Origin of the sequence: Bacillus sp. RAR_M1_44 (genome assembly GCF_020165935.1) — a bacterium.
GTDB classification, from domain to species: domain Bacteria; phylum Bacillota; class Bacilli; order Bacillales; family Bacillaceae; genus Bacillus; species Bacillus altitudinis.
The window spans coordinates 462,138-479,548 of sequence record NZ_JAIUKX010000001.1; the positions used below are offsets into that span (position 1 = coordinate 462,138).

General features: G+C 39.2%; 20 protein-coding genes and 1 pseudogene. 5 read left to right on the forward strand and 16 right to left on the reverse strand.

The window, feature by feature from the left end; genetic code table 11:
- Window positions 1-58: 58 nt before the first annotated feature.
- The 3 genes from LCD34_RS02505 to LCD34_RS02515 form a co-directional block, all read right to left on the reverse strand.
- The gene (locus LCD34_RS02505; protein ID WP_224558465.1) at window positions 59-787 is read right to left on the reverse strand and encodes an SGNH/GDSL hydrolase family protein; all 729 of its coding nucleotides are present in this window, start codon (window positions 785-787) and stop codon (window positions 59-61) included.
- A gap of 71 nt (window positions 788-858) precedes the next feature.
- Window positions 859-1,599 (reverse strand): polysaccharide deacetylase family protein, encoded by a 741-nt coding sequence (locus LCD34_RS02510; RefSeq protein WP_224558466.1) that lies wholly within the window; start codon window positions 1,597-1,599, stop codon window positions 859-861.
- Between the two features lie 166 nt (window positions 1,600-1,765).
- A complete protein-coding gene (locus LCD34_RS02515) occupies window positions 1,766-2,887 on the reverse strand; it encodes a tetratricopeptide repeat protein (protein ID WP_060781208.1) in 1,122 nt (373 codons plus the stop codon).
- Window positions 2,888-3,118: 231 nt separating this feature from the next.
- On the opposite strand from LCD34_RS02515, the gene sigK reads away from it, so the two are divergent.
- Complete coding sequence (gene sigK / locus LCD34_RS02520) at window positions 3,119-3,847, forward strand: RNA polymerase sporulation sigma factor SigK (RefSeq protein WP_058014952.1); 729 nt, start codon at window positions 3,119-3,121, stop codon at window positions 3,845-3,847.
- A 127-nt stretch (window positions 3,848-3,974) separates the two neighbouring features.
- Here sigK and LCD34_RS02525 read toward each other — a convergent pair whose 3' ends face one another.
- Window positions 3,975-5,330: an IS1182 family transposase gene (locus LCD34_RS02525; protein WP_212047576.1), complete on the reverse strand. Its 1,356-nt coding sequence runs from the start codon at window positions 5,328-5,330 to the stop codon at window positions 3,975-3,977.
- Window positions 5,331-5,863: 533 nt separating this feature from the next.
- On the opposite strand from LCD34_RS02525, the gene LCD34_RS02530 reads away from it, so the two are divergent.
- From LCD34_RS02530 to LCD34_RS02540, 3 genes and pseudogenes are all read left to right on the forward strand, one after another.
- The gene (locus tag LCD34_RS02530) at window positions 5,864-6,523 is read left to right on the forward strand and encodes a hypothetical protein (protein ID WP_065460726.1); all 660 of its coding nucleotides are present in this window, start codon (window positions 5,864-5,866) and stop codon (window positions 6,521-6,523) included.
- Between the two features lie 27 nt (window positions 6,524-6,550).
- Window positions 6,551-6,709 (forward strand): annotated as a pseudogene (locus LCD34_RS19660) (RNA polymerase subunit sigma-70); the annotation flags it as partial.
- Between the two features lie 224 nt (window positions 6,710-6,933).
- Window positions 6,934-7,635, forward strand: coding sequence for a FadR/GntR family transcriptional regulator (locus tag LCD34_RS02540; RefSeq protein WP_008342522.1), 702 nt, complete (start codon window positions 6,934-6,936; stop codon window positions 7,633-7,635).
- Window positions 7,636-7,745: 110 nt separating this feature from the next.
- Here LCD34_RS02540 and LCD34_RS02545 read toward each other — a convergent pair whose 3' ends face one another.
- The 12 genes from LCD34_RS02545 to LCD34_RS02600 all read right to left on the reverse strand — a co-directional run bounded on the left by LCD34_RS02545 (window position 7,746) and on the right by LCD34_RS02600 (window position 16,671).
- Window positions 7,746-7,886, reverse strand: a complete 141-nt coding sequence (locus tag LCD34_RS02545; RefSeq protein ID WP_017358037.1) for a GapA-binding peptide SR1P — start codon at window positions 7,884-7,886, stop codon at window positions 7,746-7,748.
- Window positions 7,887-8,014: 128 nt separating this feature from the next.
- Entirely contained in the window at window positions 8,015-9,355 is a 1,341-nt protein-coding gene (locus tag LCD34_RS02550; RefSeq protein WP_017358038.1) for an MFS transporter, read from the reverse strand.
- Between the two features lie 177 nt (window positions 9,356-9,532).
- Window positions 9,533-10,291, reverse strand: coding sequence for an SDR family NAD(P)-dependent oxidoreductase (locus LCD34_RS02555; protein ID WP_008342528.1), 759 nt, complete (start codon window positions 10,289-10,291; stop codon window positions 9,533-9,535).
- A gap of 16 nt (window positions 10,292-10,307) precedes the next feature.
- Window positions 10,308-11,267 carry a transketolase family protein gene (locus tag LCD34_RS02560; protein WP_017358040.1) on the reverse strand — a complete coding sequence of 320 codons (960 nt, stop codon included), beginning with the start codon at window positions 11,265-11,267 and terminating at the stop codon, window positions 10,308-10,310.
- On the reverse strand, window positions 11,264-12,100 hold the full coding sequence (locus LCD34_RS02565; RefSeq protein WP_017358041.1) for a transketolase: 837 nt from the start codon (window positions 12,098-12,100) through the stop codon (window positions 11,264-11,266). The genes LCD34_RS02560 and LCD34_RS02565 overlap by 4 nt, the downstream gene beginning before the upstream one ends.
- A 258-nt stretch (window positions 12,101-12,358) precedes the next feature.
- The gene (locus LCD34_RS02570) at window positions 12,359-12,631 is read right to left on the reverse strand and encodes a DUF3986 family protein (protein WP_035390879.1); all 273 of its coding nucleotides are present in this window, start codon (window positions 12,629-12,631) and stop codon (window positions 12,359-12,361) included.
- Between the two features lie 30 nt (window positions 12,632-12,661).
- Window positions 12,662-13,072 carry an Imm1 family immunity protein gene (locus tag LCD34_RS02575; RefSeq protein ID WP_148780058.1) on the reverse strand — a complete coding sequence of 137 codons (411 nt, stop codon included), beginning with the start codon at window positions 13,070-13,072 and terminating at the stop codon, window positions 12,662-12,664.
- Window positions 13,073-13,092: 20 nt separating this feature from the next.
- A complete protein-coding gene (locus LCD34_RS02580) occupies window positions 13,093-13,521 on the reverse strand; it encodes an NUDIX hydrolase (protein WP_148780059.1) in 429 nt (142 codons plus the stop codon).
- A gap of 226 nt (window positions 13,522-13,747) precedes the next feature.
- Window positions 13,748-13,975, reverse strand: coding sequence for a hypothetical protein (locus tag LCD34_RS02585; RefSeq protein ID WP_035390884.1), 228 nt, complete (start codon window positions 13,973-13,975; stop codon window positions 13,748-13,750).
- A 102-nt stretch (window positions 13,976-14,077) separates the two neighbouring features.
- On the reverse strand, window positions 14,078-15,490 hold the full coding sequence (locus tag LCD34_RS02590; RefSeq protein ID WP_224558467.1) for a polysaccharide deacetylase family protein: 1,413 nt from the start codon (window positions 15,488-15,490) through the stop codon (window positions 14,078-14,080).
- 154 nt (window positions 15,491-15,644) lie between these two features.
- The gene (locus tag LCD34_RS02595) at window positions 15,645-16,199 is read right to left on the reverse strand and encodes a hypothetical protein (protein WP_025207660.1); all 555 of its coding nucleotides are present in this window, start codon (window positions 16,197-16,199) and stop codon (window positions 15,645-15,647) included.
- Window positions 16,153-16,671 (reverse strand): GNAT family N-acetyltransferase, encoded by a 519-nt coding sequence (locus LCD34_RS02600; protein WP_366964943.1) that lies wholly within the window; start codon window positions 16,669-16,671, stop codon window positions 16,153-16,155. The genes LCD34_RS02595 and LCD34_RS02600 overlap by 47 nt, the downstream gene beginning before the upstream one ends.
- A gap of 372 nt (window positions 16,672-17,043) precedes the next feature.
- Here LCD34_RS02600 and LCD34_RS02605 point away from each other — a divergent pair, with 372 nt between their 5' ends.
- A complete protein-coding gene (locus LCD34_RS02605; protein WP_017358050.1) occupies window positions 17,044-17,370 on the forward strand; it encodes an uberolysin/carnocyclin family circular bacteriocin in 327 nt (108 codons plus the stop codon).
- Window positions 17,371-17,411: the final 41 nt, after the last annotated feature.

Sequence of the window (17,411 nt, forward strand, 5' to 3'; positions counted from 1 at the left end):
AAGATATACTGTTAGACTATGCTGGATGGATCGTCTTGTTTAGGCAGATGGCCTGCATTTAAAAATGTTTAATGACATCACGCTCTTTGATTTCGTTATAAATGATTCTTGCCCCTTTTGGTGTCATATGATTGCCAGAAGGGTCAATGAGGCCAGACTGAATCAAGGCGTTGTCACTATCTTCACCCGCTTCTCGGATGAACGCTTTCCAATTGTCGACAAGCGGCACCTGCTGTTTTTCAGCTACTTGTCTTGTGATGTCATTGTATGAGTTTTGCCAAGCTCTCGCCCCGCCTCTCTCAGCAAAATAAGATGACTTATATCTAGAATAATAATACAAGCCCTTTTTGCCTCCTTCCACCACAGGCACGCACGTCATGAGGATCGGGGTAATTCCCTCTTTCCTACTTTCAGAAATGAAGTAGGATAAGTTTTCTTTAAATCGTTTTTTGGTCACACGGGGATGTTTCCCGTCTAGAATCGCCGCATCATTTGTACCGAACATGATGAGGACGTAAGTTGGTTTTTGTTTTAAAATATCCTGCTCAAAGCGCAGCTTCGCATCTTCTGTTGTCTGCCCGCCAATCCCGGCATTGTGTACCTTGATTTGGCCGCGCTCGACGTTTTTCATGAGATTCACCCATTTTTCAGATGTGGGATAATCTCGAAAATCCCAGTTCGATCCTCTTGTGTTACTGTCACCAAATGCAATCACACTTTCCTGCGCCTGCTTCGAGCACCCAGCCGCAACACATATCAGGATGAAAAGGAAAACAAATTTCTTCACAACATTCACCTCCAAAAGCCCTCTTCATATAGTAAACGACAAGACTTTTGGTTTCAATGAATGACTGTTTCTTAATGTAATTGAACCGGCAGATAATCTCTGTCATGGTGCAGCAGTTCGCTCACTTTCACAAACTCATAGCCCCTTTTCTTTAGTTCAGGTACGACTTGTTTCAGCGCTTCTACTGTCTGCTTACGATTTCCTCCGCCATCATGTAAAAGGATGATATCACCGCCCTGAATATTCTCAATAATACGGCTGGCAATTTTGTGTGCACCTGGCCTTGACCAGTCCTTCGGATCTTGCGTAAAGGACCACATCACGACATCGTATCCTTGCTTAGAAAGAATGCGGAATGACTTCATCGTCAAGCGCCCGCCCGGGGGACGAAATAATAAGGGTCCGCCCGGCTGGAGAGAAGCGATATGAGCCGCTGATTCTTTTAATTCTTGCTTGATTTCTTTCGATGACAAAAGGTCAAAATACGTATGGTTCATCGTGTGATTGCCAAGCTCATTTCCTTCGCTCACAACCCGCTCTGCGAGGAGGGGATATGCATGAATACGGCTTCCGATGACAAAAAAGCTGGCATTCACTTCATGCTCTCTTAGTACATCTAGTATTTGACTTGTGTATACCGGATGAGGCCCATCATCAAAGGTTAACGCAATCTTTTTCCGTTCCTCTCTCATGTCCCAAAAGGCTCGTCCCGTTTTTTCTAGGTCGATTCTTTTTAATGTACGCGCCTCTATGTTATCAGGAACAAAAGCGCATAATACCAATATACATAACAAGATATGCAACCCTTTCATCAGACCGCCTCCACAGAACATCATTACACATTAAATTGCCCGCTTTCTGATGAATTCATTCAAGTTTCGTGATCGTCTACGCTTCTTTTTCACATAAAAAAAGCCGGCCCATCAGGCCCGCTTTTTGTTTCACGTTTGGTTTCTCTCTTCAACTGTCGAACGTTGCTTAGAATTCATACAGACACTCTCCTTCTTGGATTTGATTTTGAGCCCATAGCAATTTTTGATAATACTGGTTGGACTTCTGGTATTGTTGAGAGGCTTCTAAGGCTGTCGCAATTTCTAGTGAGATATCCTCTATATAAGAGTATAGGCTAAGTTTTTCCAAATAATCAATGGTTTTTTGCAGTTGTTCTTCATTGATTTCCTGAACATATAAAGCATCCAGATACTCAAACATATGACAGAACAGCTGGTCTTCATGCTTCTTTGCGGCCAATTTCCCATCCTCTAATATGCGCCTTGCTTCAGTCTGCTCATTTTGTCTAAAAAGCAGCTTTGCCAGTGTATAAAGTGTATGAGGCAGCGTGGGAAGCAGCTCTTTTTTGGCGAGGTCAGCCGATTCGGTTAAATATCGTTCTGCTTCTTCTCGATAACCTAACTCCCCATAACATTTCCCTAAATTATAGAGTGCTGAGCTATAAATGCGCGGGTGATCAATTTCGGATGCGAGTTGTTTCGCCTTTTTCAAGTGAGGCAGTGCTCGATCTTTACGTTTTAAATCTTGATAATTTCCCGAGATGACAAAGAGGCACTGAATAATGCGAATGGAATATGCATCATGCTGATCGTATATTTCAAGCGCTTTTAAAATATGGTGCATGGAGACATGCGTTTGTTTCATTATATAGTAGGCTTCTGCTACTTTAAAATGAAACTCGGCCTGCTCAATATCATCAAATACCATAGACAGCTGTTTTTCTGCCATGCGATAATATTTGACGGCCTCCAAATATTCTTTTTGACTAAACTCATGCATGCCACGAAAAAATGCATGGTAATAATGCAGCATATCAGATAACTCATGATTGGAATTTTCGATTTTATCGACAAGGTTAGATACTGAGAAAGGTTGATATTTTGAAGGGTGTATATAGTCGAGCATAATTTGGTGCCGAAAACACATGAGCTGATAATAAATCAGTAAATGCTGGTCCTCTTCCATACGTTCAATTTCCGCTTCTACTTCTGCTTTCAAGATTTCCGCATCTGGAACACTGAACTGCCGTATCATTCGATACCATTCATTAATTTTCATACCGACATGTGAAGAAAGAACCTTCCCCATGTTCCGAAAAAACCCCTTCCTTTTCGGTCTAATATTACATATTTTAGCACGCTTCTAGACTGCCAAGCACCGCAAAGAAACCGCAAACATATGAGAGGGGCAGCAAAAACATACGCACAGAAGCACGTTTCTTTCAAATAAGATGATTTTTTCATCGTACAGACACAGACAATCCTTCCTTCACATACATTTGAGGATATAGGCAGCGGCCTAAACATGGTGGAGGTGAAAATCGTGGCAGGAGTATTTACAGCGATGGGATTGATGGTCAAAGAATTGGTGTTTTTAGTGTCCTATGTCAAAAACAATGCCTTTCCACAACCCCTTTCGGGAGATGATGAAAAAAAATACTTAGCCCTTATGGCAGAGGGCGATGAACACGCAAGAAACATGCTGATTGAACATAACCTTCGGCTCGTCGCCCATATTGTCAAGAAATTTGAAAATACAGGGGAAGACGCTGAAGACCTCATCTCCATCGGGACGATCGGACTCATTAAAGCCATCGAAAGCTATTCCTCTGGAAAAGGAACAAAGCTGGCAACATATGCGGCGCGGTGTATTGAGAACGAAATCCTCATGCATTTACGCGCACTCAAAAAAACAAAAAAGGACGTCTCTCTGCATGACCCCATCGGTCAAGATAAAGAAGGCAACGAAATTTCATTAATTGACGTCTTAAAATCAGAAAATGAAGACGTGATTGATACCATTCAGCTCAACATGGAGCTTGAAAAAGTAAAAGAATATATCGACATTCTCGACGGCCGGGAAAAAGAAGTCATCGTCGGCCGGTTCGGTTTGGACTTAAAAAAAGAGAAAACGCAGCGGGAAATAGCCAAGGAGCTCGGAATATCGCGGAGCTATGTGTCCCGGATTGAGAAGCGAGCGCTGATGAAGATGTTTCATGAGTTTTACCGGGCGGAGAAGGAGAAACGGAAGCGGGAGAAGGGGAAGTGAAAATGAACTTCCCCTAACTTCTAACAAAAACAGACCTTATTAGGTCTGTTCAGACCGTAGACAAACCCCACCTTTACTTCAAGTAAAAGTGGGGTTTTCACATTTTTTGATAAAAACATTATGTGTTTTACGCTGGACATGGCTCTTTCCATGTCCAGTTTGCTAGCTTTTTAAGATTCATGGCAGCGAAAGTAAGCATCGCCTGCATTGAAACTTTTTTCAGTCCTCGAAGTTTCGTCCAACGCATACCATGCTTTTCTTTTGCATCCGCAAAAACGCGTTCTATTGTTTCTTTCCGTTTTGCATAGATGTCTTTATTCATTTGTGTCAGCCTCAGATGGTCTGCTTCATCTAGATAGTCCTGCCAAATATGCCGATGAATTTGTTTAGTGTGATTTTGACTTTGTGTACAGTTATTTAAAAACGAGCAGGATTTACATACCTCTGAATCAGATGCATATTGCTTATAGCCTTCTCTAGTCGTTGTACGATAAGAGAGAATTTGCCCGTTGGGGCAAATGTAACAATCAAAATATGCATCATACACATATTCATTCTTTTTCAAGTAACCAGCTTTTGTTCTTGGACGAGTGTAAGGCATGACAGGTCTTATCTCTTGATCCATTAAAAACTTAGCGATGTAAGGTGTTTTATATCCTGCATCTACTGCGACTACATTTGGTTTTCCGACTTTTTCTGTCACCTTTAATACGAGTGAATCCAACATACGACTATCATGAACATTTCCACCTGTGACCAGTGATCCTAAAATAAATCCTTTAGAATCACAAGCCGTATGAAATGAATAGGCAAATGATTTTTCTCGCTCATCCTTCACATAGTAACCACTCTCTGGATCAGTCGTACTTACTTTGATTTCTTTTGTCTCTTCTTTATTCTGTAGGGGTAAAGGCTTTTTTCCATGTTCTTCACGGTCAATATTGATCTCCTCATGAAGCTGATTTTGATAACTTCTCGTCTCTACTCGAACGATTTTCTTTTCAAGTTTTTTCTTATTGGCATTCGCTTTTACATGAGTGGAGTCAATGAAGGCAATAGAAGGGTCAACGAGTCCTTTTTTCATCGCTTCTCTTAAGATTCGGTAAAAAATTTGTTCGAATAAATCTGTATCATGGAAGCGCCTCACGTAGTTTTTACCGAAGGTAGAAAAGTGCGGGATTTTCTCGGAAAATCCATATCCAATAAACCAACGATAAGCCACGTTGGTTTCAATTTCTCTAATGGTTTGCCGCATAGAGCGAATGCCAAATAGATATTGAATTAAGACCATCTTAATGAGAACAACGGGATCAACACTTGGTCTACCGTTGTCAGAACTATAATGATCTTTGACAAGATCATAAACGAAATCAAAGTCGATCGCTTGATCAATTTTTCGTACAAGATGATCTTCAGGCACTAATTCATCTAAGGCCACTACTTCTAATTGATTTCTTCTTTCTTCTTCACGTTTCGATAACATGTTCATCCCCCACAGAATTGTGTTATTACCCTTATTATACAAAAAAGCTTGTAGACTTTGTCTACAAGCTGAACAGACCTTATTAGGTCTGTTTTTTATTTCGGCACTAAGCTACTGTCTCGCTGCATTTCTTTTGATAATAGCTGCCGCCTTAGCCCTCAAGAACAATGGCAAGATTTTGGTGATGAATTTTGGGTCATGCACTTAGACATGAAGGAAATCAACTGATTACACCCCACTGTTTAGAGAATTGTGGAAAATGAAGGACAAACGGTTTGCATATAAGTTTTGTATTTCAACTTTTATGTTTAGAAAAATAATAGCTATTCAGACTTATAATAATTTCACAAATGAAATATCAGCACTTTTTAATGTTACATACGAATTCACCACCGAACGTTTCGTGACTTTAAACCCGTGCTATAAGTCATGAATTATTTCGTCTAATTTTGTCGAAAATCATCACTTCAACATTTTTTGTATTATAATGTTTCCTGTATTACTAAAATATGTATATAAAAGGGTGTAGACAAATGAAAAAAGCTAAACTAATTTTATTCTTATGCTTTATGGCAGTTCTAACTGCTTGTGGTAACACTAACAGCTCAACTGAGCCGGCAAAAAAAGAAGAAACGAGTAAAGAGGCTTCAAAAGAATCAACACAAAAAGAGAATAAACCAACATCAGGACTTCTAACCGAAATTGGCCAATGGGATAAAGATAAAAATGGTTCAACACTAACTTTGAAAAAGATAAATAACAAACAAAAAGAAATAGATTTAAGTCCTATTAAGATGAAAATACACGATGTTAAAGTATTTGAATACAGTAATTTAGGTGAACAAGATAAAGAGCTTCTTTCTTATAATAATTTTGAAAAAGATAAATACCATAGAATACAAATCACTTATACGACTGAAAACACTTCCGATAAAGATGTTTTGTTTTCTGGTGTTGATATTATTACCACTAATACAAAGAAACAAATTGAAGTCTATAAGACTAATTTGACTACGGATACAGGTGTTGGTTCTTTGTATGGTAAAGTCGAAAATGAAGGTATGGTTGTAGTTCCTTTACTGGTAGATGATGTTTCGGATTTGAATTCAATCACACTTCACTTAAGTGATGTCTATCTAAATGACGAACCTGAATTATTGCATGATGGGGCAAAAGTTAAATTCGATTTTTAAATTCTGCACCCCCCTTTTGACTTTAATAATGAAATCCTGATGCATTTACGCGCACTTAAAAAAACAAAAAAAGACGTCTCTCTGCATGACCCCATCGGTCAGGATAAAGAAGGAAACGAAATTTCATTAATTGCCTTCTTACCATCTGAAAATGAAGATGTGACTGATACCATTCAGCTCTACATGACCGGTCCGGTTTGAAGTTAAAGAAAGAGAAGGCGAATTGAGCAGGGAATTTTAATAGAAAACATTTTGCAACAGAACAGGCCTTATAAGGTCTGTTTTTATTTGTTTAGGCTCTTACCATTCATGAATTATCTTTTAATTTTAAAAATGGTTTCGGTATATTTTTTTGCCCTTCAAATCTGAAAAGTATATAATTAATATACTTGTATGACAAATAAAGAGGGGTGATTTCTATTACATTCAATCCTGTTTCCAATAAAAAATTATACATACAAATTTATAATCAGATCCTTTCTGAAATACAGTTAGGCTCTTTTCAAATAGGAGATAAACTTCCTTCAGAAAGGGAATTATGCGAACAATTTGGTGTCAGCCGCGCACCTGTTAGACAAGCCCTCAGTGCACTAGAAATGAATGGTATTATTTATTCACGTCAAGGAGAAGGTGTCTTCGTTAAGAGTACGACCATACACAATGAAGGGTCCATCTCTATGAAATCGGCATCACCTGAGGATATCGTGGAAGCTAGAATGCATATCGAGCCTTTAATTATTCATTTTGCGGCTTTGAGAGCGACTGACGAAGATATTTTAGAACTGAAACAAACCATCAAAAAAATGGAAGAAGAAACACATTCAGGTGTATACGTCCCGGCAACTGACGAGCAGCTACATATGGGAATTGCAAAAGCGTCACATAATGATTTATTCATTACCTTTATGTCTTCCATTACGAACGCTATGAAGCAGCAGGAAATGTGGAGGTTTATACGTGATCGAACCGTTACCCGTTCTGACTATCGTGAGGTCAACTTTCAGGAGCATAAACTGATTATAGAAGCACTCGAAGAACGGAACGCAGCAGAAGCTGTGAAACGTATGACTGCCCACATGCAAAACCTATATGATCGATATTGGAAAAGCTAGGATCTTCCACTTCCAAATACGATATGAGAAGCTTCTTTTTATTTAATCGAAAAATAAGACGCATACAACAAGTAGAAGCCTTGCTGTTATGCGTCTTTGTCTTTTTAAGTTCATTTATTTTCCGATGCTCGGCACCCTTCGCATATTCCGTATAAGACTTTAACCCCTTCAGAGCCATAAGCGATGTCAATGATTTCTCCACATTCCCGGCAAACGATCGTATTTTGTGGTACATTTGTCTCTTTTTCCATGAAAATTTCAGCTCCAATCGTTTTATCCTCATGTATTGTCTCGTTTTCTTTCAGAACTTCTCCTGACAGCTAAATCACCACAATATTTCCCCTTACTACTTCCATCATAGTTTTTTTATGACCCTCGTTTAAATAGACTTTTCTATACTGGATTTTTCTGTACTTGCTTTTACAACTAGTGCTTTTCCTGACTGTTTAACTAAAAACACAATAATAAAAGAAGCCAGTATCATACTAACACCTAAAAAAATCATACTGATGTGAAAAGAACCTGTGACATCCTTAATGTACCCGACTATATATGGCCCAAAGAAACCGCCAAGATTGCCAATACTGTTGATTAGTGCGATCGCTCCACCGGCGGCTGCTCCTGTTAGAAAAGAAGGGGGAATGGCCCAAAATGGAGAATAAGCACCAAAGGCTCCGCACAAGGCAATGGTTAAAAACACAAAGGATAAGATCACACTGGAATTTGCTATATAACTGCTAATGATCATGGCCATCGCACTGACAGTTAAGCAGGCAGATACATGCCATCGCCTCTCGTTTTTCTTGTCAGAATGATTCCCGACCAGCACCATTACAATGATAGCGACGGTATACATGAAACCTAACAGCCAGCCCATTCCCTGCGTACTTAAGGAAATGGTGTCAGATAATCCTTTAGAGATTGTCGGCAAAAACATATTGATGCCGTAAAACCCAACCATCCAGCAGAAATAGCCTGCCGATAAAATGAGTACATCTCGATCTTTTAAAGCTTGAGTGAATGTATATCGCTTGACCTGTTCTTTCTCAAGCTTTTCTTTTGTTGTGACATGAATCAGCCACTCTTTTTCATCTTGATTCAGCCATTTTACATCTTCAAGTTTGTCATCCAAATAAAAGAATGCAATTACTCCAAGAATGAGTGCTGGAATCGCTTCTAAAATAAACAGCCACTGCCATCCAGACATATCCAGCCAATCAACACCTAATAGAAATGTAGAAAGTGGTGCACCTAGGGCATTCGCTCCCGGAATCGCCAGCATAAATCCAGCAATGGCTTTGGCATGATGTTTGGTTTGATAAAAACCGCTCAAATAAAACACCATACATGGATAAAAGCTAGCTTCTGCCGCACCCAATAAGAAACGTGCTGTATAAAACTGCCATGGTTCTTGAACAAAAGCCATTAAAATCGCAATAATTGCCCATGTCACCATAATTCGGCTGATCCATTTACTCGCACCGATCTTTGCCATAATGGCACTTCCCGGAACTTCTAATAAAAAATACCCTAAAAAGAATATTCCAGCCCCAAGTCCAAATACAGCATTTGAAAATCCCAAATCTTCATTCATTTGAAGAGCAGCAAATCCAATATTCACACGATCTAAAATAGCGATAACAAAACATAATGATAAAAATGGGATAAGGCGAAGTGTAACTTTACGAGTCGTCGACTTTTCTAATGCTTGTTGATTCAACATGATTCCCCCTTCAAGTTGCTTTGTCCAACTGCGTGAAGATGTCTAAATGGCATGACACATTTTTATTAAGCGCTCACAAAATATCATTTCATCAATCATTTTGACTGTGACTCTACTTCCTTTTTATTTAAAATAGAGTCAGGCATGTTCATGTGCCTGCTCCATTTCTTTCTACTAGTCCATATGTGAACCACCATTGATATCGATTTCTTCTCCTGTAATGTAGGATGCTTCTTTAGTAGCCAAAAATGTAATGGCGGCTGCGATTTCTTTCGTTTCACCTGGTCGGCCAAGTGGTATATTATCAATTACTTTTTCGGCTTCATCGATAGGAAGTGACTTCCAAATATCCGTATTCACAAGGCCTGGTGCCACACAATTCACTGTGATACCATCTTTCCCTACTTCACGGGCAAGGTTTTTAGAAAAACCTAATACTGCTGCTTTGGAAGCTGAATAATGTGCTCCTCCAAATACGCCTCCTCCCCTTTTAGCCGATACAGAAGACAGGTTGATAATACGCCCATATTGCTGCTTGATCATTGGTTCTAGCACGGCTTGTGTACACAAGAACAAACCAAACATATTTACATTAAATACTCTTGTCATATCTTCAAGTGTCATGTTCTGAACGGTTACTTTTTGAGAAATACCTGCATTATTCACCAATATGTCAATGCGGCCAAACGCCTCAAGCGTTACAGCCACCATTTGATCAATTGATTCCTTATTTGTTACATTTACTACTACGCCTAACGCTTTTCCTCCGGCTTTTTGAATGGCTTCTACTGTGAAGCGAATCCCTTCTTCATTGATATCTGCTACCACGACAGCAGCACCCTGTTTAGCAAGTGTTAGAGCGATTGTTCGGCCAATTCCTTTTTCAGAACCGCTCCCTGTTACAATAGCTACTTGATTGTTTAATGTAAACATTGTAAATAACCTACTTTCAAATGTGATTGTTCAGCATGTCTTTTGCTGTATTTATGATGTTTTCGATTGTTATTCCATTTATTTCTAAAAGTTTTTCGTAAGGTGCAGATTCTCCAAAACGGTCTTGCACTCCGATCCGTTTGACTTTTCCTCGACCTTCTTCTGCTGCTACTTCACATACAGCACTGCCTAATCCGTTCAAAATGTTATGATCCTCTACAGTGATCATACGTCCAATATCGAGACACTCCACAACCGCCTCTCGATCTAGAGGTTTGATCGTATGCATATCTAAAAGTGATGCTTCAATCCCTTGTTCTTCTAGTTTTTTAACCGCTTCCAAAGCAAGGTATACTGTATCACCATTTGCAATGATCGCAATATCTTTGCCAGACCTTAATTTTTTGGCTTTTCCAATCACAAACTCCTCATGTTCATCATAAATCATCGGCACAGCATCTCGGGTAAAGCGCAAATACATGGGGCCATACGTATTCGCTGCCTCTTTGATCAATTTTCTCGTCGAATAGTAATCAGAGCCCATGATGACCGTCATATTGGGAAATGTTCTTAAAACGCCCATATCTTCTATCGCTTGATGACTTCCACCGTCATTTCCCGGTGTCAATCCTCCGTGCGAGCAGGCAATCTTTACATTCAAATTCGGATAGCATATTTCTTGACGGATTTGCTCTGCCATGCGCAGCGAGCCAAAAACTGCGTAAGTGCTTACAAATGGAATTTTTCCAGTTGTCGCAAGACCAGCTGCCAGCCCGGCACCATTTTGTTCGGCAATTCCAACGTTCACATGCTGATTGGGAAGCTGTTTTATGAATTCTCCTGTTTTGCATGATTTTCCGATATCAATATCAATCACGTAAATATGTTGATTCTCTTTTCCTAACTTAACAATTTCATCACCGAAGGCTTCACGTGTCGCTTTTTTCTTAATGACCGCTTTTTCAGTTTGGCTCATGATCTCAAACCTCCTGCTAATTCTTCTAATGCCTGTTCATACTCTTTCTCATTTGGCGCAACACCGTGCCATGAGCAGATATTTTCCATGTAGGAAACGCCTTTGCCTTTAATTGTGTCTGCTACAATACATTTCGGCTTTCCATTTTTCATGTTTTTCACTTGATTCAATGTTTCGACTATCTCTTCCATCGAATGTCCGTCAATTCGCTTTGTTTCAAACCCGAATACTTCAAACTTCATTTCTATGTCTTGCAGCGGCATGATTTCCTCGCAGAAACCATCAATTTGCAGACGATTATTGTCAACAAAAACAATTAAATTATCAAGACGATATTTGACTGCGGTTTGAACCGCTTCCCAAATTTGTCCTTCTTGACATTCGCCATCGCCTACCATCGCAAATACCCGATAATCTTTTTCATCCCGTTTACCCGCAAGCGCCATACCAACCCCACAAGAAAGTCCTTGGCCTAATGAACCTGTTGAAATATCAATTCCAGGGCATTTCTTCATATCAGGATGACCTTGAAACGGTGAACCGTACTGTCTCAATTTGTATACGTTTTCAAAAGGGACATAACCTTTTAGCGCTAAGGCAGCATATTGAATAGGTGCAACATGGCCTTTCGATAAAACAAAACGATCACGATCTTCCCAGTTAGGATTTTGGGGATCGATATTCATCTCTTTGAAATAAAGGGCCGTGATGATATCAGCAGCTGATAAAGAGCCGCCAGGATGCCCCGATTGCGCTTCATAAATCATCGTAATCGCCGTTTGTCTAAGTTCAATCGCTTTTGCTTTTAAATTCGCCAAACTTACATCTTTCACTGGATCACCTCATTTTATTATTTGAAATCCAATCTTATATTCTTAGTTACTTGTTCACTTGTATGACAAGTAATTTATGAGAACACTATACAATTCTTGAAAGCATTTGTCTATCTATTTTTTGAATTTTTAAACAATCAATGCAGATTTGTATTAGATGCTCTTTAGATTACATAGAGCAAAATTTTAGAAAATCAGTATCCAACATAAAAAAACATCACTCGTCATTTTCATTGAGTGATGTTTCACATTCTGTATTTATCTCACTACCCCGTTTTCTTTTAAAAAACGCTCAAACAGCTGATTCCCTTCCTCTTCAATTTTGTCATCTTCAATAGAATACTCCCCAATCAACAGCCCTAAATCTTCATATTTTTCATAATGTTTTAAAAGCGTTATCTCATACCATGTATGGTCAAAGAATAATTGCCACTTTCCTGTTTCTAAACTCTTAAAAAACACCCCTTCAACATCAAGACCCTGTTCGTAATAGCCAACATGTACATGCATGGTATCATCTAAACGACACATTTTATTCTCCTTCTCGTTCCCCGTAAAACTTTATAGACCTTGCTGAAAATCAATCGTCCTCAACTCCACCCATTCAACACTATCAGGTACCGATTTTGTTTTTAGAAAATGTTGAACGATTTCATAAGCTTGATGTCGATCGACGTAGCTGCATGAAGGTACATACAATGGTGCGCCTGCAACGACATGCTTGATCGTTTCTATCTTCTCTTCTTTTTTAAAAGGAACCAAAAAATCTGGATATCTCATAAGAAAAAAGCCATAAGGTTCATGATAAAAGAAAACAAGACTTTCCGTTTCCCAATCTTCATCCACTTCAATAGAAGATTCTCCATTCCCTTGTTTCCAATAGTCTTCACCCTTATGGAAGAAGATTTCTTTCACCCATTCTTCTCCTGGATTTTCCACTGGAGCACCGGTTGGTCCATAATACAATAACATTCCATTCTCTCCTTATTCATTTATTGATCCCTTGTTCTCTTTCCTTCAAATGTGTAAAATGGACGCGTCTGTTTATTTAATTTTAGCATGCTGAATAACTGCGGATTTAGTTTTTCAGCATCTTGAGTGCTTACCCATTTTACTTCTTCAATATCATGATCAGGATCTAAAATATTCATCTCTCCCCCGATGATTTCCCCAAAAAACGTAAAAATAAGTGCGTGATGCATGTTATCTTGAAAGAGTATTTCCCGAACAGAATGAAGTTCATTTATTTTGATCACATATCCTGTTTCTTCTCTCACCTCACGGATCACAGCTTGCTGCAGATGTTCTCCTTCTTCCACTGCACCACCGGGAAACTCCCAATAACCTTTGACATTCTTCACCATTAAAATATTTTCATCCATGTCATAAATCAAAGCTGATACCACGTCAACTCGCTTCAATTGAATCCTCCTCACCCATTGTCGAAAATATAAAACGAGCGGTTCATATCAATCTTTTCTCATTATACTGTATCCTTGTTACGAAAGAGTGGAGGGCTTAGCTCGTGGATCATTATGCTCTTGCTGATTGTCCAAATCAGATTTACGAGGAACATCGTCTCTCTTTTGAGACAATTAAGGAATCAAATGAGAAAATCATCGAAAACAGAAAAGTAAAAAACCTCCTTCATTTAGCGGGAGGTTTGTTTATTTGATTCTCTTTCAATTGTTTCTCATCACATAACATATATCTGATCCGCTGTAGATAATGGAGCGCAATATGACCGAGACAGAACATAAGCCCGATCATCGCGAGAATATAGATAGGCAGCATCAAACCAGGTACATTGTTTATGACAAAAGCCAAACCAACTACTGTCAGCATAATGAGGCTAATAAACCTTATCAATACCACTTGAAGTCCCCCTTCATATTCACCTTAACAGATTTTCCCTTTATTTTCATGACCTGCTTAAAAAAAGATGCGAATCCACTAAGATTCACACCAAAAGGGGTATTACCTATTCGGCTCATTTCTCTTCTCACGCGCTTCCTTCCACTGCTCAAGCTCAGACACCGTCAATAATTGATATCCTTGTTTGGTGAGTTCTTTGATAATCGTGACGGCTGCGTTGGCTGAGGTGTCATAGATGTCGTGCATTAAGATCGTTTCACCGCTAGATGCATGAGTTAGAATGTAGTTCGCGACGTATTGGCTGTTTCGATATTTCCAGTCTTCAGGATCCACATCCCAAAGGGTCACTTTCATGTGAAGAGCTTCGTTGATTTGCCCGTTTGTCCCGCCATATGGTGGTCTAAAATGAGTCGGTGTGAACCCGCTCGCTTTTTCAATGATTTGCTGCGTGTCTTCTACTTGTTTGACCGCTTGTTTTAAAGGAAGTCTTGTAAGCAAAGGGTGGTTATAGGAATGGTTTCCAATTTCATTTCCACCCTTTCTGATTTCACTTAACATATCGGGATAATACTGAACCCTGCTGCCTAATACAAAAAATGTCGCATGTCCTTTGTTTTCTTTTAAAGCTGTTAAGATTTTTGAAGTCGTTGATGGATTTGGTCCATCATCAAATGTAAGGGCAATGGCTTTTTGATGTGGGTTAATTACTCGCTGTTTTGGCAGTTTTACGATCTTTCTTTTTGCGATCGGTTCTTTTTTCTCGTTTTTGTTCTTTTCTTTATTGATGTATTCTGGCTTTAACATTCCTTTAAGCAGTGTTTTTTTAATCGCCAGCACTTGAGGGCCTTGATGATTTGGAGCGATTTGTCCTCTTGGAAAGTAGAATTCGATATAGCGATCCTTGATGGCAAAATACTGATAATTCTTCGCCACAGGAGACGTTCCCTGTTTGAGCAGCGGCTGATTTTCAGCTAGCGTTCGATCTTTTTTTAATTCCTCAAAAGTCATATGAGATAATTTTTGAAGATTATCCTTCTTTGATAGAAAGATATCGTTGATTGATAAAAATGTCTGTTTCTTGAAATCAAAGTTCATCACCTTCGTTTGATTGACGCCTTGCTTTCCGCCCTTCACTTCATATGTATTGAATTTGATTGCGACGGTTTGCTTGGCATAATGAATGATCTCATAATCGATGTTTAATTCGTATCGTTTTTCTTCATTGACATCACTCGCTTGACTAAATGATGTTTTAAACTTTTCTAACGCTGTCTCTGCAAATCTTTTGATCTCCTGATCTAGTTTTTCTTGATGAAACAGCGGATAGTTGACAGCATATCTCATGAATTTCCCGTCATTCACAAGTGTGACTATTTCAACTTGTTTGTAGCTCGCATCTTGTTCTACTTTTTTCCTCTCTGTCCCGCTTGCTTGCTGATTATGATAAAACGCAGCGATACCGATGACGACCGCAAGTACACATAGGACGAGACTGATCTTCCCTTTCGTTGACACAATGATTCTCCTCTCGTGATGCCGTCCTGTCTAAATGGCGTGTGTTTGTAGGATAGACTTTTCGAAGCCCCTTTTTAGTTTGCAAAAAACACATTTGTCACATTTTCGACATATTTTACGAGAGACATATAAAAAGGGCTTGATTGCTCAGCCCTTATTTTTGCATATACAGTTGGAATAACTTTGTTTCTTCATCAATAGAGCGTGCCTGGTCAAAAGCTGCTCTGACTGTCTTTGAGTTGTTCACCAGCTCATACAGCATGGTGAGAACAAAAATAAATGACGCATTTCCATCAATGTAGTCATCGGGCGCTGTATAGGATATCGCCCCTGTTTCTAAAAAAGCTTCTGCCAACTTTTTTTCGCCTAGTGTACAGCCTGTACATATAATGTGGACTCCATTTAACGAAGCATACCGCTTTATGTCATCCGCACCAAAAGCAGCACCTCTCGGCTCACCCTCTTCGTATACATCTTCTCCTAACTCCGGCATGAGAAACGCTCCTTCTTCTCCGTGAAAGGATAAAAGAATGAAATCCGTTTCGCCTCTATTCCTCCCGGATAAAACATTAATCAGGTCATTCGGTCTGCCTATCCAATGCATATCGACTTTTGCGCCAAAGTTTTCAAGTGCTGCACGAAGCGCAAAGGATTCCAGCTCACTATTTGGTCCGGCTATCAACGTGATGCGCATGACTGGCTGGCTCATTTATATCCCCTCCAAACGATGATAAACATAGCACCATTTTTTCCTCATCTACATAAGCACCATTTATTTTTAGTGCTTTTTCCTCTACCGCATACGACTTAAATCCAACAGACTTGTAAAGATGTTTGGCTGGGGCGTTTGTTGTGACCACTGTTAAATATATTTGTTCGATGTCTTTTTTTTCGCGTGCAAAAGAAAGTACTTTTGTCAGAAGTGCCTTCCCCATTCCTTTTCCGCGTCCACCGGTCGTTACATACATCGCTGCCACATTGGCACGGTGCTTTAATTTCTGCAAGGTTTCTTGTATGAGTGTAACCGAACCGACCAGCTGACCTTGATGAAAGGCGCCGAATGTCCACATAGATTGTGTAGAGGCAAAACGAGCCTTATATTTATTCTTCGTATCTAGCTTCTCTTCCTCGTAACTCATAGCAAAACTCTCTGGATTTAATCGGAGTGCTTCTAATCTCAAGTTCGCATATTCCTGAGCATCTTCTGGTGTTAACAATCGAATATTCAGAAAATCGCCTCCATCAGAATGAATTGATACTTCCAATTTTATCTTGAAAGAAGCTTTTGATCAAAGAATATTGGTTCATTTACATATAGCACATTTCTTATAGACTTTTAGGCTCTCTCTCGTTTTTGTGAAAACAAGGTCATTTTGATCATGTTCACTCGATATTTCCTATCCAAAACGATTCTTTTCTCACTTATCTTTTCACTTATTTTATATTAACCTATAACTAATTCATGAAAAAAAAGAAAAAAAAGGATTGATATGAACAAAAACATATCATAAGATAGAATAGTAATAAAAAGACAAAAAAGGGAGGAATTTGATATGACAGAAACAAGAAATGAAATCAAACTACATGTTCTTTTTGGTGCTTTAGCAGTAGGATTCCTTATGCTAGCTCTTTTTTCCTTCTCGCTACAAGTACTGCCAGTTGCTGATCTAGCAAAAGAATTTGGTATTCCAGGCAGTGTTGCCGCTGTGGTTCTTAATGTGGTTGAAGCGGGTGGAGCTGTCACTACAATTGTCTCCATTTTAACTGCTGTAGGTTCAGGCGGTCTTTCTCTTATTGCTGCGGCTGGTAAAGAGACAATTCGTCAATACCTTAAAAACGAAATTAAGAAAAAAGGCCGTAAAGCCGTTATCGCTTGGTAATTTATTTAACGACTCAATAGAAGGAGACTCTGTTCTCCTTC